This is a genomic window from Novosphingobium kaempferiae, assembly GCF_021227995.1.
Classification (GTDB): Bacteria; Pseudomonadota; Alphaproteobacteria; order Sphingomonadales; family Sphingomonadaceae; genus Novosphingobium; species Novosphingobium kaempferiae.
Window position 1 is genome coordinate 2,614,997 of the sequence record NZ_CP089301.1, and the last position, 19,786, is coordinate 2,634,782.

At 67.6% G+C, this 19,786-nt stretch carries 16 protein-coding genes and 1 tRNA gene; 1 reads left to right on the forward strand and 16 read right to left on the reverse strand.

The window, feature by feature from the left end; translation table 11 throughout:
• Positions 1 to 45: 45 nt before the first annotated feature.
• Positions 46 to 1,281: a CaiB/BaiF CoA transferase family protein gene (locus LO787_RS11850; protein WP_232496030.1), complete on the reverse strand. Its 1,236-nt coding sequence runs from the start codon at positions 1,279 to 1,281 to the stop codon at positions 46 to 48.
• Between the two features lie 291 nt (positions 1,282 to 1,572).
• Here LO787_RS11850 and LO787_RS11855 point away from each other — a divergent pair, with 291 nt between their 5' ends.
• The gene (locus LO787_RS11855; protein WP_232496031.1) at positions 1,573 to 2,829 is read left to right on the forward strand and encodes an MFS transporter; all 1,257 of its coding nucleotides are present in this window, start codon (positions 1,573 to 1,575) and stop codon (positions 2,827 to 2,829) included.
• A 177-nt stretch (positions 2,830 to 3,006) separates the two neighbouring features.
• Here LO787_RS11855 and LO787_RS11860 read toward each other — a convergent pair whose 3' ends face one another.
• From LO787_RS11860 to ftsA, 15 genes are all read right to left on the reverse strand, one after another.
• Positions 3,007 to 4,035 (reverse strand): alcohol dehydrogenase catalytic domain-containing protein, encoded by a 1,029-nt coding sequence (locus tag LO787_RS11860; protein WP_232496032.1) that lies wholly within the window; start codon positions 4,033 to 4,035, stop codon positions 3,007 to 3,009.
• Positions 4,032 to 5,267 carry a sulfotransferase family protein gene (locus LO787_RS11865; protein WP_232496033.1) on the reverse strand — a complete coding sequence of 412 codons (1,236 nt, stop codon included), beginning with the start codon at positions 5,265 to 5,267 and terminating at the stop codon, positions 4,032 to 4,034. The genes LO787_RS11860 and LO787_RS11865 overlap by 4 nt, the downstream gene beginning before the upstream one ends.
• Positions 5,233 to 6,405, reverse strand: a complete 1,173-nt coding sequence (locus LO787_RS11870; protein WP_232496034.1) for a hypothetical protein — start codon at positions 6,403 to 6,405, stop codon at positions 5,233 to 5,235. The genes LO787_RS11865 and LO787_RS11870 overlap by 35 nt, the downstream gene beginning before the upstream one ends.
• A 77-nt stretch (positions 6,406 to 6,482) precedes the next feature.
• On the reverse strand, positions 6,483 to 7,463 hold the full coding sequence (locus LO787_RS11875; RefSeq protein ID WP_232496035.1) for a bile acid:sodium symporter family protein: 981 nt from the start codon (positions 7,461 to 7,463) through the stop codon (positions 6,483 to 6,485).
• Between the two features lie 18 nt (positions 7,464 to 7,481).
• Positions 7,482 to 8,420: an NAD-dependent epimerase/dehydratase family protein gene (locus tag LO787_RS11880; RefSeq protein ID WP_232496036.1), complete on the reverse strand. Its 939-nt coding sequence runs from the start codon at positions 8,418 to 8,420 to the stop codon at positions 7,482 to 7,484.
• Entirely contained in the window at positions 8,417 to 9,547 is a 1,131-nt protein-coding gene (gene proB, locus LO787_RS11885; protein WP_232496037.1) for a glutamate 5-kinase, read from the reverse strand. The genes LO787_RS11880 and proB overlap by 4 nt, the downstream gene beginning before the upstream one ends.
• A 195-nt stretch (positions 9,548 to 9,742) precedes the next feature.
• Positions 9,743 to 10,801, reverse strand: a complete 1,059-nt coding sequence (gene obgE / locus LO787_RS11890; protein ID WP_232496038.1) for a GTPase ObgE — start codon at positions 10,799 to 10,801, stop codon at positions 9,743 to 9,745.
• Positions 10,802 to 10,971: 170 nt separating this feature from the next.
• Positions 10,972 to 11,047, reverse strand: a tRNA-Ala gene (locus tag LO787_RS11895).
• A gap of 117 nt (positions 11,048 to 11,164) precedes the next feature.
• Positions 11,165 to 11,941: a hypothetical protein gene (locus tag LO787_RS11900; RefSeq protein ID WP_232496039.1), complete on the reverse strand. Its 777-nt coding sequence runs from the start codon at positions 11,939 to 11,941 to the stop codon at positions 11,165 to 11,167.
• A gap of 176 nt (positions 11,942 to 12,117) precedes the next feature.
• Positions 12,118 to 12,864 carry a Bax inhibitor-1/YccA family protein gene (locus tag LO787_RS11905; protein WP_232496040.1) on the reverse strand — a complete coding sequence of 249 codons (747 nt, stop codon included), beginning with the start codon at positions 12,862 to 12,864 and terminating at the stop codon, positions 12,118 to 12,120.
• A gap of 136 nt (positions 12,865 to 13,000) precedes the next feature.
• The gene (locus LO787_RS11910; protein WP_232496041.1) at positions 13,001 to 13,810 is read right to left on the reverse strand and encodes a pyrroline-5-carboxylate reductase family protein; all 810 of its coding nucleotides are present in this window, start codon (positions 13,808 to 13,810) and stop codon (positions 13,001 to 13,003) included.
• A gap of 102 nt (positions 13,811 to 13,912) precedes the next feature.
• Entirely contained in the window at positions 13,913 to 14,419 is a 507-nt protein-coding gene (locus LO787_RS11915) for a type III secretion system chaperone family protein (RefSeq protein ID WP_232496042.1), read from the reverse strand.
• Positions 14,420 to 14,587: 168 nt separating this feature from the next.
• Positions 14,588 to 16,564, reverse strand: a complete 1,977-nt coding sequence (locus LO787_RS11920) for an SPOR domain-containing protein (protein ID WP_232496043.1) — start codon at positions 16,562 to 16,564, stop codon at positions 14,588 to 14,590.
• 232 nt (positions 16,565 to 16,796) lie between these two features.
• A complete protein-coding gene (gene ftsZ, locus LO787_RS11925) occupies positions 16,797 to 18,320 on the reverse strand; it encodes a cell division protein FtsZ (RefSeq protein ID WP_232496044.1) in 1,524 nt (507 codons plus the stop codon).
• Between the two features lie 176 nt (positions 18,321 to 18,496).
• Complete coding sequence (ftsA, locus tag LO787_RS11930; protein ID WP_232496045.1) at positions 18,497 to 19,777, reverse strand: cell division protein FtsA; 1,281 nt, start codon at positions 19,775 to 19,777, stop codon at positions 18,497 to 18,499.
• Between the last annotated feature and the right edge of the window lie 9 nt (positions 19,778 to 19,786).

Consider the following 19,786-nt stretch of genomic DNA (forward strand, 5'->3'; position numbering starts at 1 on the left):
GCCGCTGGTTGCCCAGCCTTCCAACGTGCGCCCCCGGAAGTCTGCCTATAGGGCGCCGACCTCAACCCCGGCGACCACGCCCCGCGCCGACCATTCCGCGACCTGCGCGTCGGACAGACCCAGCTCGCCGAGCACCGCCGCCGTGTCGCGCCCCATCGTCGGCGCACAGCGCGGCGCGGGGGGAAGCGGGCTGCCGCCGAACGACACCGGCCCGGACACCACCGTCACCGGCGTACCGTCCTCCACCACCACCTCGAACAGCGCATCGTTGGCGGCCCCCTGCGGGTCGGAGACGAGTTCGCGCAGGTTCTGCACCACCTCCCACGGCGCGTCCCAGCCCGCGAAGACGGCGCGCCATTCGTCGAGCGTGCGCGCGGCGAAGGCCTCGTCCAGCGCTTCGAGCAGCGCCTCGCCATGCTCCACCCGGCTCTCGACCGAGACGAAGCGCGCGTCCTGCAGCAGCCCCTCGCGCCCGATGCGGCGGCACAGTTCGGGCCAGTAGCGCTCGGGATCTAGGAACATGAGTTGCAGGTAGCGCCCGTCCGCCGTCTCGTAGGCGCTCGTCAGGGCATGGCGGCCGGGGTTGGCGAGCTTCGCCAGCTGCTCGTCCGAAAGCGCCGCGCCCATCGTCACGTCGGCGGAGAGGATCCACATGGCCGAGGACAGCAGCGATACTTCCACCGTCGTCGCCTCCCCCGTCCGCTCACGGTGGAACAGGGCGCTGGCGATGCCGAACGCGACGTTCATCGCCCCCGCATGGTCGCCGAGCGCCGGGCGCGGCCGGGTCGGGCGCTGGCCGGGGGTCGAGAGCATGTGCGCGAACCCGCCGCGCGCCCAGAAGCACGATGCGTCGTAACCCGCCCGGTCAGCCTGCTCCCCCCGGAAGCCGAGCCCGTTGCCGTGCGCGTAGATGATCTTGGGATTGCGCGCGCGCAGCACTTCCATCGTCAGCCCCAGCCGCCGCAGCGCCGCCGGGCGGATCGAGGTGAGCACCACGTCCGCCGTCTCCACCAGCCGCAGGAACAGCTCGCGCCCCTCCTCGGTCTTGAGATCGATCGCCACGGAGCGCTTGTTGCGGTTGTTCAGCTCCATCGCGAGGTTGGCCGAGGCGGTCTGCCGCCCGTCGGTGATCTTGAGGCGGCGGTAGGGATCACCCTCGGTCATCTCGATCTTGATGACGTCCGCGCCGAGGTCCGCCATCACCGCCCCGGCGGCGGGCACGAAGACGAACTGCGCCAGCTCCAGCACCCTGACGCCCTTGAAAACCTGCGTCGCGAACATCGCCTTCTCCCTCTCTCCGACCGCCACCTCGCGGCCCCTTCCTTGCCCGAGGATAGACCTGCGCCCATTTCGTAGCAAGCGCTTGGTAATGACCAACGTTCGTCATTGCGAGCGAAGCGAAGCAATCCAGCGATGCGCCAGACCGCCGATTGCCGCGGCCCTGCGGGCCTCGCAATGACGAGCATCACGGTCACGCGCGCAACGCCCCGGCGATGAGAGATTGCCCCGGCGTGAAACCGGCCTTGCCCGGCCCCCGCGTGCTTTTGCCCCGGGCGGACGGGTGGCAAGGTCATGGCAGAACAGAACACCCGGAGAGACGAGACCTTGCGCTATCTGTCGGAAATCGCAGCCGCATGGCGGCCCCTGCTGGCCGCGACGCTGGGCATGGGCACGGGCATGTCGATCATCGGCACCGTCACCAGCGCCATCGCGCCTACGCTCGTCGCCGACGCCGGATGGACCAAGGCCCAGTTCGCGATGACCGGGATGCTGGGCATGCTGACGGCACTGTCGATGCCCTTCATCGGCCGCCTCGCCGACCTGTTCGGGGTGAAGCTGACCGCGCTCATCGGCATCGTCGCCATGCCGCTGGCGCTGCTGGGGTTCAGCCTCAACGGCGGCTCGTTCGAGGCGTACCTTGTGGTCTTCGTCTTCCAGAGCATCATCTGCGTGACGACCACGGCCACGGTCTACACCCGCCTCGTCGTGCAGCACGTAGAGCACGCGCGCGGACTCGGCCTCGCCATCGTCGCCTGCGGCCCGGCGCTGTTCAGCGCCATCGGCGGCCCCGTCATCAACGGTTACGTCGAGGCGCACGGCTGGGAGGCGACTTACCGGATGCTCGCGGTGTTCACCACCGTGGCGGGCATCGTCACCTTCCTGCTGATCCCCGCCGGCCGCGCCCATGCCGTGCTCGTCACCGGCCCAAAGCGCAGCGCGCGCGAGGACTACCCCGAGATCTTCCGCGAGCCCGCGTTCTGGATCCTGTTCGGCTCGATGTACCTGTGCAACCTGCCCCTCACGCTGATCCTCGTGCAGTTGAAGATGCTGGTGCTCGACCAGGGCATCACCGGCGAAGGCGCCTCGATCATGTTCACCGCGCTCGCGGCGGGGATGCTGCTGGGACGCTTCGTGACGGGCGTGGCGCTCGACCGGTTCGTGCCGCAGGTCGTCTCCTTCGTGATGCTGGCGCTGCCGGGGCTCGGCCTCTTCGTGCTGGCGAGCAGCTGGGACGCACCCTGGATCGTCACCGCCTCGATCTTCAGCCTCGGCTTCGCGGTGGGGGCGGAGGGCGACATCCTCGCCTTCCTCGTCGCGCGGCATTTCCGCACCGGCATCTATTCCAGCGTGCTGGGCCTGCTGACCGGCGTGTGCTCGCTGGCGGCGGCATCGGGCGCAGCGCTGCTGAGCTGGACGCTGGCGCGCACGGGGAACTTCGATGCATTCCTGGTGACGGTCGGCACTTCGGTGGTGCTGGGCGCGCTGCTGCTGCTCATGCTGCGGCGCGCGCCGGTGGAGGAGGTTGTGGGGGAACCGGTGGCGGCGTGACGCCGGGAGTGTGCCGATGGGGCTTCGACAAGCTCAGCCTGAGCGGGATTAGAGGTTGTTACACTACCTCCGCTCACCCTGAGCTTGTCGAAGGGTCAGGCTGAGCCTGTCGAAGACCCTTCGCCTGGGCACCGCCTAAAGACAGCCAGCGGTCCCGGATCAAGTCCGGGACGACGGTCATTGGCAGCGCACGTGCACCTTCGTCTCGGCATTCGGCCCGCGCAAGGTCTCGAACATTGCGGGCAGGTCCGCCAGTCCGATGTTCCCCGTAACGATGGCCTTGGGGTCCACATGCCCCCCGCCGTAAATCCGGTCCCGGTCCAGCATCTGCGCGATGTAGAGGAACTCCCGCATCGAATACCCGACCGCGAAGTGCATCGAGACGCACTTGTAGCTCGCCATGCCGGGGATCACCGGATCGGGCGCGGTGCAGAAGCCGAGGCTGACGATGCGCCCGAACGGTGCTGCGTGCATGACCGAGCGGCCGAGCATCCCCGTCGCCCCCACGCATTCCAGCACCACCTGCGGCGCGCCTCCCAGCGCCTCGACCACTTCGCCCACTTCGTTGTCCCCGAAGGCGACGAAGGCGTCCGCGCCCATGGCGAGGCACAAGTCGCGCCGTCGGGACGAACGCGACATGGCGACCACCCTGCCCGCGCCGAGCCGCCGCGCCCAGTATATCGCGTAAAGCGCCACCGTGCCGCCGCCCAGCACCAGCACGCGCTCGCCCGGACGGATCTGCGCCATCTGCGTGCCGTAGAGGCTGATCGCCAGCGGCTCGATCAGCGCGCCGTCGGCCATCGAAAGCGTCTTCGGCAGGGGCGTGGCGACGCTGGCGGGAATGCTCGCGAGTTCGGCGAAGCCCACCGAGGCGCGCGCCGGGCTCTCCCGGCAGAGCACGTTGTTGCCGTGCGCGCGGCAGGTGTCGCATTGCCCGCAGGCGACCGAGGGCAGCACCGCCAGCGGATCGCCCACCTTCCAGCCGCTGACGTTGCGGCCGACCTCGACCACGGTGCCCGCGTACTCGTGCCCGAACTGCACGTTCGCGCCGAAGTCCCACGCGCCGCCCTGCGTCATCGACAGGTCGGTGCCACAGATGCCGCAGCGGTCCACGCGGATGAGCAGGCCGTCCGGGCCGGGCGCCGGATCGGCGATGTCCTCGATCTCGATGGGCCTGCCCTGCCCCGGATAGATCGCCGCCTTCATGCCCGCATCTCCAGCAGATCGTACCGCGCGATATAGTCCGCGAACGGCGCACGCGCCTCGTCCGCAGTCATGCCGTAGTCGGTGATCGAATAGCGATGGACACCCCGGCTGAGTTCCGGCTTCTCGTCGATCCGGCGCAGCAGCGCGGCGCGGGTGTCCTCGGGGATGTCCATGCCGATGAAGCGGTAGATCGCCTCCACCGTCTCCATCGGTCGGGCATGGAAATCGGCGTGGACGACATCGAGCACCTGCCCCGGATGGCGCGCCCGCACCGCCTCGCACTTCCTCACCGCATTGGCCCACTTGGCGACTTCACGGCGCAGCAGGTTCTCGGCGCGCTGCTGCGTGCGGTCGGGCTCCATCAGCCCGTTCATGTTCATCAGCAGCGAGACGAGGCTCGGCACCGCCTTGCCGGGATCGCGGTGGGTCTGGATCACGCGCGCATCGGGGAAGACCGCGAAGAGCAGGTCGAGATGCTCGATATGCCCCGGGTTCTTGAGCAGCCAGCGCTTGTCCAGGTCGTTCGCGCCGATCAGCTGGACGCATTTTGCAAAGTGGCGATAGGCCGCCGCCTCGCTCTGGCACTGCCACCAGGCGTCGTAGGTCGCCGCCGACCAGCCGCAGGACCACAGGTTCGACACGAACGACTGGCGCAGCAGCATGCAGCACTCATGCACTTCCTCGGCGGCGCGGAAGTGCGCCGCCTTGGCATCGGGCACGGCGGCATACTGCGCGTCGAGCGCGGCGACGGTCTTGCGGTACTGCGGATAGTCGCCCCAGCGCTCCATCGGCGGACGCGGCATCGGGCTGTCGAGCAGCCATGTCTGGAGGCCCTGAAAGCGCGGATCGACCGCCATCAGCCGGTGCAGCGCGGTCGTCCCGGTGCGCGGCACCCCGGTGATGACGACGGGCGCCAGCACCGCGCGCGCATCGAAGCCGGGGTTCGCCTTCATCGCCGCGACGGCCTGCGCCCGCCCGCGCAGCACGCCCACGGCCATGCCCCACGCAGCGCGGCGGCCCCGCTCGGAAAAGCGCGGGTCGTAGTCCATCGACTGAAGCAGCACGGTCAGGCCCGGCAGGTAGTCGGAGGGGCCGAAATCGTCCGCGCCCACCTCTGCCGCGACGGTGGCGTGCAACTGGTCGAGCGCGTGGCGAAACGCGACGGGCGGATCGTAGCTCAGGTCCATGACGCGCTCCTCACCAGCGCCTTCTGCGTTGACAGGCGACGACACGGCGACGGATCTCCTCCGCGCGCTGTTCGGGCGGGACCGTGGGCGTATCGGCGGGCAGGTGCGCGCGCAGGTCGGCCAACCTGACGCGCGTGATCGTCGGCACTGGCTCGCTGTCGCAGTCGTACCAGCGGCCATAGATGCCGCCCTCGTTGTAGCCCGCCGGGTCGAGCCAGTTGGGCACGCCCGGATCGGTCAGCGCGATCACCCCACGGAACTTCCCGTCGCTCGACAGCGTGGCCATCGCGCCGTTGGTGCTGCTGAGCCGGTAGACGTATTCGAGCGCGTTGAAGTACGGATCGTTGAGCTGGACGTTCCAGTACGGCGCGCGCTGCGGGATCTCCGTCTCGATGATGAGCGCCTCGTCGTCCTCCAGCTGGAAGCAGGCAGGCCAGTAGGTCTGCTTCACCAGCGCGCCGGGGTAGCGGACCGGCTCAAAGACGTTGAAGCCGACGCGCTCCTTCACCCCGTTCTGCATCGGGTAATAGAGGTCGGTCTTGCGCCGGGGCAGCTTCGCCATCTCGGTGATGCGGTGCAGGATTTCCTCCGGCGCGAGGCGCGGCTTGGGCGGTACGGGATCAAGGCATTCGATGGAGAGCACGGGATCAACCTCCCTCGCCCAGTCGTACATGCGAAAGCGGGTGAACATACCGCGCGCGGCGGGGTCGATGGGTGCCCAGTGGCCCTCGTACCCGGCGGGCCGCTCGGCGCTGAACACGATCGAGAAGTCCTCGCCCAGCGCTATGCCGAGGTCGTTGGTGTCGAGTTCATTGTGCCCGTTGGGACGCGGCATCTCGTCCACCGTGCCCGACAGCGCCGCCTGCGTGGTGAACGAGAGGATGCGGCACGTCCCCCGATTGCCGGAGACGCGGTAGGTCAGATCACCCCGGATCGGCGACTGCGTGTAGATGTCGTCCGGGTTGGGCTGGAGCGTGTAGACCGGGTTCCACAGCGGCGCCCAGTCCGGGTGCTCGGCGTCGGCGTGGAAGTACATGAAATAGGAATAGGACAGGCTCGCCATCGTCTGGCGGTAGACGTCGGCGCGATAGGCCGGGTCGTCCGGCCGCCAAGTGTCCCTGAGGTTCGCGACCGCGCCGTCGAGGTCGGCGAGGTACGGCAGGATGCTCGGTTCGATATGCATGGCAGGCTCTCCCTGCCGATTTGATAGTACGCACTATCTAACTTTGCGAGGTGCACCCCATCGCCGGGGCGAATATCTCAGGCGGATGCCTCGATCCGCTCGTTCTCCGCTGCGAACCGGCGCGCCAGCACGGCGCAGACCATCAGCTGGATCTGGTGGAAGAACATCAGCGGCAGGATGATCGCGCCCACCTGCGCCGCCGGGAACAGCACGCCCGCCAGGGGCACGCCGGTGGCGAGGCTCTTCTTGGAGCCGCAGAACAGCAGCACGATGCGGTCCTCGCGCGAGAAGCCGAGCGCCTTGCCCGCGATGCTGGAGAGCACCATGACCACCGCCAGCACGCCCAGCGAGATCGCCGCGATCAGCGCCAGCTCGCCCAGCGTCACCTTGCTCCACAGCCCTTCGAGCACCGCCGCGCCGAACGCGGTGTAGACCACCAGCAGGATCGAGCCGCGATCGACGTAGCCCAGCACCTTCTTGTTGCGCGTCACGAAGCCGCCGATCCACGGGCGCAGCAGGTGGCCCGCGACGAAGGGCAGCAGCAGTTGCACCGAGATCGCGATGATCGGATCCGTCGAGAAGCCCTGGCTCTCCCCGGTGATGAACAGCGCGGTCAGCAGCGGCGTGATGAAGATGCCTGCAAGGTTCGAGAACGAGGCGCTGCACACCGCCGCCGCCACGTTGCCCCCGGCGATCGCGGTGAAGGCGATGGAGGACTGCACTGTCGAGGGCAGCAGCGTCAGGAACAGCACGCCCGTCGCCAGCGAGGGTTCGAGACCGGGGATGGCCCGCACGCCGAGGCCGACGATGGGGAACAGCACGAAGGTCGTCGCGAAAACGGTCAGGTGCAGCTTCCACGCCTTCGCGCCATCGAGAATCGCCTCGCGCGAGAGCTTGGCGCCATGGAGGAAGAACAGCAGCGCGATGCCCGCATCGGCGACGCCGCCCGCGATGTCCGCCCAGATGCCCCGCGCCGGAAGCACCGACGCCAGCCCCACCGTACCGACCAGCAGAAGAAGATAGGGGTCGATGTTCAGGCGGGCGAGCAGGCGGTTCATGCGGGGTCTACAGTCCTTCTAGAGCCACTTGTGCTCGCGATACCATTGCGCCGTCGCCTTCAGCCCCTCGCGCGTTTCCACGCGCGGGCGCCAGAGCGCAACCGGCGGCGCAGCCTCGGGCGAGACCACCCAGTCCGGATGGCTGATGTAAGCCGCGCGGTCGAGCGTCATTTTTGCGCGGGGGCCGCGCAAAAAATTGTCGATGCGCGCCGCGCGGTGGAGCATCGCGGGCGACAGGCCGATCACGCGGGGCCGCTTGCCCAGCGCCCAGCCGATGGCGAGGCCGAGTTCGAAGTGCTCCCAGCCCTGCGGCTTGCCGTCGTCCGGCTCGAAGATCTTGCCCGTCACCGACAGTCCGCCCGGCTCCAGCGCCACCAGCAGGCGCGCCAGATCCTCGACGTGGATCATCGAGGCGCGGCCCGCTTTCGGCATCGGGATCACGCCCCAGCGCGCCACGCGGAACAGCTCGAACATCTCCTTGTCACGCGGCCCGTAGATCGCGGGCGGACGCACGATGGTCCAGTCGAGCGGGCTGGCCATGACGATCTTCTCGGCCCGCGCCTTTGACGCGCCGTAGGCCGACAACTCGGGTTCGCGCGCGGAGAGCGAGGAAATATGAACGAAGCGGCGCACACCCTCGCCCACCGTCGCTTCGATGAGGTTGAGCGTGCCGGTGACGTTGCCCGCCTCGAACCCGGCGGTATCGGGCGCACTGACCACGCCCGCGACGTGGATCACCGCCTCGGCGCCGCGCACGAGATCGACGAGCGAGGCGACATTGCCCAGTTCGCCGCCGATCCAGTCGACATGCTCGCGTTCCGGCTGGGTGCGACGGGTCAGCGCCCGCACCGCGAAGCCCGCCTCGATGGCGGCCTCAAGCACTGCCTGCCCGACGAAGCCTGTCGCACCGGTCAGGGCGATGACCGGGCGATGGATGGGTCCGCGACGGCGGCTCACTTCAGCACCATCTGGTCGCGGTGGACCACGGAGGAGCGCGGCGCGTAGCCCAGCACGGCCTCCTGATCGCTCGAATGCAGGCCGACGATGGCAGCACATTCCGCCGCGTCGTATTCCGACAGGCCATGCGCCAGCACGCTGCCCTGCCCATCGACGATGGCGACGGGATCTCCGCGCGAGAACACGCCCTCGACCGCCGTGATGCCCTTGGCCAGCAGGCTGGAACCGCGCCCCAGCGCCGCCGCCGCGCCGTCGTCGACGACGATCTCGCCCTTGAGCCGCAGCCGCCCGCCCAGCCACGCCTTGCGCGCGGCGGCCTTGCGTTTCGGAACGAACAGGGTTCCGATGCCCTGCGACACGATGCGCGCGACGGGTCGCTCATGCTGGCCATTGCCGATGACGAGGCAGATGCCCGCCAGTTCGGCGATCTCGGCTGCCTGCAGCTTGGACACCATGCCGCCCGAGCCCATGCCGGAGTTCGATTCCGTGCTCGCCATGGCGCGAACCTCGGCGGTGACGCCCTCGACCACCGGGATCATCTGCGCCCCGGGCAGCTTGGGGTGGCGGTCATAGAGGCCGTCGATGTCGGAAAGCAGCATCACCGCGCTCGCCTGCGCCGCCTGCGCCACGCGTGCAGCAAGGCGGTCGTTGTCACCGAAGCGGATTTCCTGCGTCGCCACCGAATCGTTCTCGTTGATGACGGGCACCGCGCCCGCATCGAGCAGGCGCGTCAGCGTGGCGGTGACATTGAGGTAACGGCGGCGGTCCTCCAGATCCTCCAGCGTCAGCAGCATCTGCGCCGCGGTGATGCCATGCGCGCCGAGCAGTTCGGCCCAGAGGCCCGACAGCGCGATCTGGCCGACGGCGGCGCTCGCCTGCGCGTCGGCAAGGCTGCCGCGCCCGCCCTTCTCCAGCCCCAGCGTCGCCGCCCCCAGCGCGATCGCGCCCGAGGACACCACGATGACGTCCTGCCCCCGGCTGCGCGCCTCGGCGATTTCGGCCACCAGCTGCGTGATCCACGCGCGGCGCACGCCCTCCGGCCCGACAAGCAGGGCCGAGCCCACCTTGATGACGAGGCGGGGCGAAAGTGCAGGATCGGCGAGGTCGGAGAGTCGGGCGATGGGCATGGGAGTGCCAGCCTCTAGGGGAAAGCCTGAGTTGTGGAAAGCGCAAGGTTGGGCCATTTGGCCGGAACCACGTCGTCCCGGACCTGATCCGGGACCGGTGGCTGTCTTCAGGCGCGACCTTGCTTCAGAGCGCCTTGCCGACAGCACCGTCGTTCACGGCCAGCGGTCCCGGAGCAAGTCCGGGACGACGATGGATCAGATCGGCGACCAGGGCGTGTCGTCGGCCTCTTCGCGCTCACCCGTAGGACGTTCAGTCACGGTCGCAGCCGGAAGGTAGTCGATCACCGCGTCGAGCAGCCGCGGCATGCCCTTGCCGGTCGCGCCGGAAATCGGGAACACTTCGTCCGCACCCGCCTTGAGCAGTTCGCGGGCGTATTCCTCCGCCAGCGCATCGTCGACCAGATCGACCTTGTTCAGCGCGACGAGGCGCGGCTTGTCGGCCAGCAGTTCGCTGTAGGCTTCCAGTTCCTCCTCGACGACCTTCATCGCCTCCACCGGATCGGTGTTGGAGATGTCGATGAGGTGGACCAGCACGCGGCAACGCTCGATGTGGCCGAGGAAACGGTCGCCGATGCCTGCGCCGTCCGCCGCGCCCGCGATCAGGCCGGGGATGTCGGCCAGCACGAACTCGCGGTGCTTGTGGTTCACCACGCCCAGCTGCGGACGCAGCGTGGTGAAGGCATAGTCGCCCACCTTCGCCTTGGCGTTGGACAGCGCGTTGATGAACGTGGACTTGCCCGCGTTGGGCATGCCGACGAGGCCGACGTCGGCCAGCAGCTTGAGGCGCAGCCACACCCACTGTTCCGTGGGCGGCATGCCGGGCTGGTGCTGGCGCGGGGCGCGATTGGTGCTGGTCTTGTAGCTGGCGTTGCCGCGCCCGCCCATGCCGCCTTCGAGGAAGGTGACGCGCTGGCCCGCCTCGGTCAGGTCGACGAGCACGGTGTCGCGATCCTCATCGTCGGCGATGATCTGCGTACCGATCGGCACCTTGATGACCAGATCCTTGCCCGCCGCGCCGTTACGGTTCTGGCCCATGCCGTGGCCGCCGCGCGGAGCCTTGAAGTGCTGGGTGTAGCGGAAGTCGATCAGCGTGTTGAGGCCGGGCACGGCCTCGAAGATGATATCGCCGCCCTTGCCGCCGTTGCCGCCGTTGGGGCCGCCGTACTCGACGTACTTCTCACGCCGGAAGCTGACGGCACCGGGGCCACCGCCGCCTGCACGCACATAGATCTTGGCCTGGTCGAGAAAATGCATGGGTCCAATCGCCTTCGGCGCCGTTCAGGGGCGCCTCCTTCGCGACCGGTCCCGGCTGTCGGGGTCAAAACCCCGCTGAATGCCGCTGGCCGCAGATAAACAAAAAACCCGGCCGTCTCTCGGGCCGGGTGGTGCCCGGCTCGTCCGGACATGCCTGCAATGTGCGATACTGGTGGAGCCGAGGGGGATCGAACCCCTGACCTCGTCATTGCGAACGACGCGCTCTCCCAGCTGAGCTACGGCCCCGTTCCAGTATCAATTCCGGGAGCGTCTCCACTCCGGGAGCGCCCCCTTAGCGAAGAGAGCACCCGCGCGGAAGAGCAAAAATGGAGGGCGCGAAGATTCTCGCGCCCTTCACGGCCCTCACTGCGCCAGCGGCACCGTCGCCTGAGGCTGACCGGCGTTGGGCTGTGCCATGACCTGCTCCGACGTGGGACGCACTGTGATGAGGCCGTTGGAGCCGTAACGCGACTGCCATGCGGCGAGGTCTGCGCGGTACTGGTCGTAGGCGTCGAAGAACGCCTTGAACGGCGCCTCCAGCCTGGCGAGGCCGGTGTAGGACCAGTTCTCGAACTGGCTCGGCTCGACCGTCTGCAGTTCGACGCTCACTTCCATCGCGGCCTGGCAGAACGCGGAGTCCACCGGCGGCAGCGAGAAGAAGTTGTAGACCTGCGTCTGGTACGTCTCGCGCGCGACGATGGCGGCGCGGCCCGTGTGCTGCGTGCGGAAGCTCGCGTCGATTTCCTTGCTCGCCCGGTCCAGCGACTTGTCGTAGACCTTGAGCATGCGCTTGTAGCCATCGAGGATCGGCGTGAATTGCACCTCAATGCAGTTCAGCGCAGCCACGTTGTAGGCCGAACGGAAGTTCCAGACCGCCTGCGACGTCGAAATTCCGTAGTTCACGGTCTGCCGCGTCCCATCCTCGGTCTTCGGCGGCGTCCTCATTTCGAGCGGCGCGCCCATCGGCGGGGTCGGCATCGGCGGGATCACCACGACCGGCGGCGGCGGGGGTGGCGGCGGCGGCGGTGGTTTGGCGCATCCAGCCAGCACGGCGAGCGTGACGGCGACAGCCGAGCCCGCCAGCAACGAAAGGCGGCGGCGCCCCTGCTCTTTCACCTTCATCTCAAACCCTTGGTTCACCGATCTTTCTCCATCGCGCGGCGCGAAAGGTCTAACGCCGCGAGTCGATAAAGCAAATGCCCGGTGCGACGAAACGCACCGGGCATCATGACTATATGAATCTGCACTGTGGATTAATCGCTTCGGAGGCAAATTTCCTCCGTTTCGGTGGCGATTATCCCACTCCCGGCCGCACGTCAGTCGCGCTGACCGAGGAAGCTGAGCAGGAACTGGAACATGTTGATGAAGTCCAGATACAGGCTCAGTGCGCCGAGAACCACGGCCTTGCCGACGAAGTCGGTGCCGCGCAGATGGTAGTACTGGTTCTTGAGCATCTGCGTGTCGTAGGCGGTGAGGCCCGCGAAAATCAGCACGCCCAGGATCGAGATCACCAGTTGCAGTACGCTCGAACCCACGAAGATGTTCACGAGCGAGGCGATCAGGATGCCGACCAGACCCATGATGAGGAACGTGCCGAAGCCCGACAGATCCTTCTTCGTGGTGTAGCCGTAGAGGCTGAGGCCCGCAAAAGCCGCAGCGGTCGCGAAGAACGTGGTCGCAATCGAGGTCGCCGTGTAGATCACGAAGATCGTCGAGAGCGAAACGCCCATGATCGCCGCGAAGGCCCAGTAGAGCACCTTGAGCGTGCCCTCGCTGAAGCGCTGCGCGCCGCCGCTGATGGCGAACACGAAGCCCAGCGGGGCGAGCATGACCAGCCACTTGATCGGCGACTGCATCATCTGCACCGCATAAGGCGCGAAGAGCATCGCGACGATACCCGACAGCAGCACGCCCGAGGCCATGTAGTTGTAGATCGACAGCATGTGCCGACGCAGACCGGCGTCGTAGGCGGTCCGGCCGTCAGCGCGCCCGAGGTCGGTGCCATCACGGCTCGGAGACGCACCGAAGCCCTGACGGGGCTGGGGGTCGTTCCAATTCGCCATTTCAAACTCCCTTCAGCGGAAAGCCAGCACAATGCGGTCCCGCTCAGAGGTGAATATCGCGCCGGGCCGTAAAAGTTTCAAGAACAACCGCAGTTCGTCATTTGTGACAAAGTGTAAAACGGATGTAATTGGACTTTCACGCCTTGCGGGCGGCGGCGGCCATCTCGGCATTACGGTCGCGCGAGGCCGTCATGGCCGCGGCGACGACTGCGGCCAGCGCGCCGTTTTCGTCGAGCACGTTCATGCCTGCGCGGGTCGATCCGCCGGGGCTCGCCACCTTGTCGGCCAGTTCGCCCGGCGAGAACTCGGAAGCGCCCGCCAGCATACCAGCCCCCTCGACCATCGCCAGCGCGAGGCGCTGCGACTGCCCTTCGTCGAGGCCGAGCGCGACAGCGCCTGCGGCAAGGGAGTCGATGAAACGGTAGACGAACGCCGGGCCGCAGCCCGCAAGCGCGGTGACGGCATCGAACAGGTGCTCGCCCGCCAGCCATTCAGGCGTGCCGAGCGGCTCCATGAAAGTGGTGACGGCGGCACGGCCGGTCTCGTCGAGCCCGCGCGCGTCGAGCGCGATCGGCGACTTGCCGACAGCAGCGGCGAGGTTCGGCATCACCCGGACCAGCGCCCCCGCCCGAGGGAAGCGCGCGGCAAGGCTGTCGAATTCGACGCCCGCAAGGATGGAGAACAGCGCAGTCTCGCGCCCCACCAGCGGGTTCAGCATGGGGGCGACATCATCGAGCCCCTGCGGCTTCACGCCCAGCAGGATCGCGTCGAAACGCCCGTCGGCCGGCAGTTCGCGACGCAGGGTGACACCCTCGGGAACACTCTCGATACGAGGATCGACGACGGTGAAGCGCGAGGCCGGGATACCGCCGGCCAGCCAACCGGTCAGCATGGCGCCCGCCATGTTGCCGCAACCGACGAGCAGGATGTTCTGAAACCGGTCCATATGCGTTCCCCTATGCTTGCAGGGGCGCGGCTTAGGCGAGTGGATCGGACGTGCCAAGGGCCAAGCGGACAGAGCCCGCCGGGACCATCGGCAAGAGGAGGCTCAGGCCTCCCCGGCGGCGTCCACCATTGCGGCGGAGAGCGCCTCGGTCGGCGTCTTGTCACCCCACAGGATGAACTGAAACACAGGGTAGAAGCGATCGCATTCCTCGATCGCGGCCTCGACCACCATCTGCGCCTCGCCCGGCCCCAGCAGCCCGTGCGGTCCGAGCATCAGGCCGTGGCGATACAGCACCACGCCGCCGTTCGACCAGACGTCGAAATGGCCGAGCCAGAGCTGCTCGTTGATGAGCGCCAGCGCCTCGTAGACAGCAGCACGCTTGCCCTCTGCGATGCGGATGTCGGGCAGGCACAGGAGCTGGAGCACCTGATCCTCGGCGCGCCAGATCGCCTGGAACTGGTACGTCGCCCAGGCGCCTTTGATCTCGGCCGAGATCTCGTCCTCGCCCGAATACTCGAAGGGCCAGTCGCGCGCCTCGAACAGCGAAGCCAGCATCTCCACGGGGGCAGCCTCGTCGTCCCGGTCGATATCGTCCTGAACGGTCCTCATAATCTGCGACATCAGCCCTCCGCGAATACGGGTGCATGGATGCTGCCTGCGGGCGGGCAAGCACAATCCACCTGCCCCGCATCGCCTGCGCATAACTGCACAAGCCTGTTCACAGCGTGTGGATAAAAGTGAATACGGGTTAACACAAGTCCAGCCAACCCGCCGCCCTCACTGGCCGGAGAGCGGATCGACGACCTGCCCGGCCGGGCTCGTCCACGGCAGCGCGTCCGAAAAACCCTGCTTCTTCGCATCGGCAAGGAAGGCGTTCGCGGCCTTCTGCGTGGCGAACGGACCGATCAGGATGCGGTTGGTGCGCCCCATCTCGCTGACGTAGGGCGTGCGCCCCTTGAGCAGCGCCGCGCTTTCGCGCGTGTAGCGACGCCAGTCGAAGGCGATGGCGTCCTTGTTCCGCCCGACGCCGATCTGCACCCAGATACGGCTGGGATGCGAGGGCTTCTTCGCCTTGGCCTTCGCTTCGGCATCTGCCTTGGCCTTTGCATCAGCCAGAGCCTTGGCTTTCGCTTCGGCTGCCTTGGCGACGGCAGTCTTCTTCGCATCCGGCTTCGCCTTGGGATCGACGGTTTTGGTTTCGGCCACCTTCGCATCCGCCAGCCTGGCATCAGCGAGCTTCGTGTCCGGCTTCGCATCGACAGCCTTGGCCTCTTCGACCTTGGGCAAAGTCACGCGCGGCGGCGGTACGGCGGGGGTTATCAGGCGGATGTCGACCGCGCCCGATGCGGGCAATGTCTCGGCGGTCGGCTTGCCGATATCGGCGAATATCTCGGACAGCGATAGCTGGCTCGGACCGGGTGCCGGAGGAGCACTGGCAGGCGTTGCGGCTGGAGTGCGGGCAACTGCTTGCTGTGTAGGAGCAGGTGCTGGCGTCGGCGTGGCAGCCGCCTGTGCCGCGGGCAGTCGCCCAAGGTCGAAGCCGGGCGTCACAGGTCGGGCGGAGGTGGAAGGCGCCGTCGCCAGCGCGGTGCGTGTCGGGGCAGGCGTGGGCGTTGACGCAGGCGTCGGTTTCGGCGCTTCCGCCACCTTCACAGGCTCGGCAGGGCGATTGATCGGCGGCAGTTCGCCCGAACCGCGCTCGATGGTCGGCTTCGGCTCGGGTGGCGCCACGCGGTCGGGGTCGATCGCGGCGACCGTCGCCGTGCGCGCGGGCGCGGTGGACGAGGTCACGCGCGTCGGCTGCTGCGTCTCGCTGCGCGTCGAGCGGGTGCGCGCAGGCTTGGTCGCCTTCGCCAGCTTTGCCGCCGTTCCGCCGCCGAGCGGCTCGCCCTTGGGAATCAGCCCTCCACCGGCAGCGGTCGAGCGCGGCGGCGCATACGCGGCGATACGCGCATCGTCGCGGCCGATCTCCGAAGCGCGGGGAAAGCGCCCGAGGTTGGCCGCCGCCGCCTGCTGCGCCTTAGTGAGACGAGGCATATAGCGCAGGTACGGCGCGATGTTCTGGGCGAGCTGGCCGGGGAGAATCTTGCCTGCCACCTCGACCGCCTGATCGGTATCTCCCGCAATAGCCAGCGTGAACGCGCGGGTGCGCCAGCCCGGCTTGTCCTGCTTGTTCAGCAGCGGCAACAGCGTGGTGTACGCCGTATCGACATTGCCGCCGATGGCCTGGCTGATCGCAAGGCGGTTGCGCAAGTCGTCGGCCTTGTCTCCCGACAGCGTCGGCAGCGCCAGCGCGTAGTATCGCTGCGCCGCCACGTTGTCGCCGACGAGATCGTAGGCCAGTCCACGGTCGGCGGAAATCGAGGCTGTGGAAGCGCCCGCCATTTCGGCGGCGTCGAAATAGGGGATGGCGCTTACCGGGTCGCCGGTATGGACGAAGGCGCTGCCGAGCCCGGCCTTTGCGCGGGCATTGCCGGGGCTCGCCTCGTCGGCGCGGCGGTAAAAGCCGATGGCCGCATCGTAGTCATGCAGGGCGCTGGCGGCATCGCCCGCGTCGATCAGTGCGGCGACATCGCGTGAATCGCGGCCTAGCCTGGCGAGCGCGGCGCTCAACTTCTTGTTGTCCTCGCTCGGGAGCGACTGGACTACTGGCCGGGAAACCACAGGGGCGGACTGCCCGGATGCCATCGGAGCCCAGCCCAGAGCGCCTGCAAGCGCCACGCCGCCGAGCAACCGCGATACCAAGTGATCCACCCGCAAATCCTCTGTCGTCCGACCGGCGCAGCCGCCCTCCCCACGACGACAGCTGGGCCTCAGTTAACTGTGAGACGAGTCGATGACCAGTCGATCGGCCAAACGACTCCGCGCGCCAATCGGCGCGCAGGCAAGCGCCATGAACCGGCGCAGATGAACCTTGAACGAACGCGGGTGCGACCCGAAGGGCCGGAGGCGGGGCAGTTCCGCTCTGCCTCCGCCTCAACGGACCTTACTGGTTGTTCTGACGACCGAGGAAGCGCGGGATGCTGATCGAGCCACCGTCGCCTTCATCTTCGTCCGAACCTGCATCGGCACCCGGGCGCGGACGCGAGAGGTTCGTCATGCGTTCGAACAGCGTGCTGCCGCCACCGGCCGGCTTGGGGCGCGGCGGCACCGGAGCCGACTGACCACCGTCGAACAGCAGTTCGTCCTGAGTGCGCGGGCGGGGAGCCGGAGCGGGCTCCACCGGAGCCTCGAAGCTGAGGTCGAGCGGTTCCTTCTGGATGCCACGCAGACCGGCGAAACCGCCAGTTGCCGGGGCGTCCTGCGCCTCGTCCTCGGCACCGAGCTCCAGCTCTGCCGAAGGCTCGTAGGCCTGCGAGGGTGATGCGAACGGCGCGGGCTCGGGAGCCGGGGCAGGCTGTGCCACGGGAGCGGGCGCGGGAGCCGGCGTCGGGGTGACAGGCGCCTGATAGACCGGAGCCGCCGGAGCCTGATAGGTCGGGCGAACCGGGCCACGCGACGCGCCGAGATTTAGCGGACGCGAGGCGATTTCGGCCATTTCCGTGGTCTGTTCGATGCCGGTGGCGACGACCGAGACGCGGATCTTGCCCTGTAGGTCCGGGTTGAACGCCGAGCCCCAGATGATGTTCGCGTCCGGATCGACCAGCTCACGAATGTGATTGGCGGCTTCGTCGACTTCCAGCAGCTTCATGTCGTCGCCGCCGATGATCGAGATGATGACACCCTTCGCGCCCTGCATCGACACGCCGTCGAGCAGCGGGTTGGCGATGGCGCGCTCGGCGGCTTCAAGGGCGCGGTTCGGGCCTTCGCCCTCTCCCGTGCCCATCATCGCCTTGCCCATCTCGCCCATGACCGAACGAACGTCCGCGAAGTCGAGGTTGATGAGGCCCGGCATGATCATCAGGTCGGTGATCGAGCGCACGCCCTGCTGGAGCACTTCATCGGCTAGCGTGAAGGCTTCCTTGAAGGTCGTTTCCGCCTTTGCCACCAGGAACAGGTTCTGGTTGGGGATGACGATCAGGGTGTCGACGTGCTTCTGCAGCTCCTCGATGCCCGAGTCGGCGGCGCGCATGCGGCGCGTACCTTCGAACATGAAGGGCTTGGAGACGACACCGACCGTCAGGACGCCCTTTTCGCGCGCGGCCTGCGCGATGATCGGGGCCGCACCCGTGCCGGTGCCGCCGCCCATGCCGGCCGCGATGAAGACCATGTGGACGCCGTCGAGCAGGCGCTCCAGCTCCTCACGGGTTTCTTCCGCTGCCGCACGGCCCACTTCCGGACGCGCGCCGGCACCGAGACCCTGCGTGATGTCCGGACCAAGCTGGATGCGGGTTTCCGCGATCGAGTTGTTGAGCGCTTGGGCGTCCGTATTGGCGACCACGAAGTCCACGCCCTCGATCTGGGCATGGATCATATTGGCAATCGCGTTGCCGCCGGCTCCGCCGACGCCGATGACCAGGATGCGCGGACGAAGTTCCTCGATCGCCGGGGGTCCGATGTTAATGCTCATTTCGCTCTCCTGCAGGCACGCGCGAAGAAAATTCCTTGACCACTCTGATTGCATGCTTCGATTCGACTAAGCAAAGCATCATAGGCCTTTGTCCACAGCCAAAGCCGCCAATTCCGCCATTTTTACCAAGTTGGTCGCCCAGTTTGCACGGCTGGTCTTCAAGCCCTTAAGAATGTTCAAAAGTACTCGCGCAGCGCCTGATAGACGCGTCCGACCATGCCCAGCTTGCCGAGACGCACCGTGCTCGTATGGCTGCGGCCCAGCGCGCGGATATCGACCGGGTCTGCGGCGGCGTAGAGCACCAGCCCCGCCAGCGTCGAGAAGCCCGGTTTCACATGCGCTTCGGCAAGGCCGGAAAGCTGCGCGACGCGGCCGATGCGTACCGGCTTGCCGATGGCAGCCTGCGCATAGTCGGCCAGACCTACCAGTTCCGCGCCGCCGCCGGTGAAGACCACCTGCTTGCCGCGCTGGCCGGTGAAGCGCATCGTCTTGAGCGCCTTGTTCACCTCTTCCATCAGCGTGCCGAGCTGGCCGGTGATGACGCCGATCAGTTCCGCGCGCGGAATGCGGTTCTTGTCGTCGGCATGGCGGGCGATCGGGCCGGTGCCTTCCTCGCCCGGCGCATTGACGGGGATCATCTCGCGATGATCGTGCGGGCTGGCGATGGCCGAGCCGTTGACGCACTTGAGGCGCTCGGCCTGGAAACGGCGGATTCCGAAAGCCGAAGCGATGGCGTCGGTAATGTCGGCCGAACCCATCGGGATCGACATCATGTCCTTGAGCATCCCCTGCTCGTAGATCGCGACGTTCGTCACCTCGCCGCCGAACTCGACCAGAGCGACACCAAGGTCACGCTCTTCGGGCGAGAGACAGGCCTGACCCGCCGCAATCGGCGAGCCGACGACCGCCTCCACCTCCAGATGCGCGGACTGCACCGCTTCGGTCAGGTTGCGGATCGGCGCGCCGTCAGCGAGCATGATGTGGATGTCGACGCCGAGCCGCTCGGCATGCAGCCCCTTGGGATTGCCGACGCCATGCGCCCCGTCGAGACGGTACTGCGCGGGCTGCGCATGAAGCACCATGCGCCCATCGGGCTGGATCACGTCCTTGGCCGAGATCAGCAGCTGGTCGATATCCTCCTGCTCGATGCGGCGGCCGCCGATCTCGGCATCGAACTGGTCGATGCGGCTGGCGAGCCCTGCCCCCGAGCAGCCGATCCAGACCTTCTGGACGGCGGTGTCGGCCATCTTTTCCGCACGGTCGATCGCGTCGCGCACGGCGTAGGTCGCAGCGGCCATATCGGTGACGTAGCCGCGCTTGATGCCCTGGCTGGCGCGGTGGCCCGAGCCGAGCACGACCATGTCGCCGACCTCGTTGATCCCCGCGACGATCGCGGAGATGCGGAACGAACCGATGTTGACCGCGCCGAAGACGCGGGAGATGCGCTGGTTGGCCATTAGTGCTTG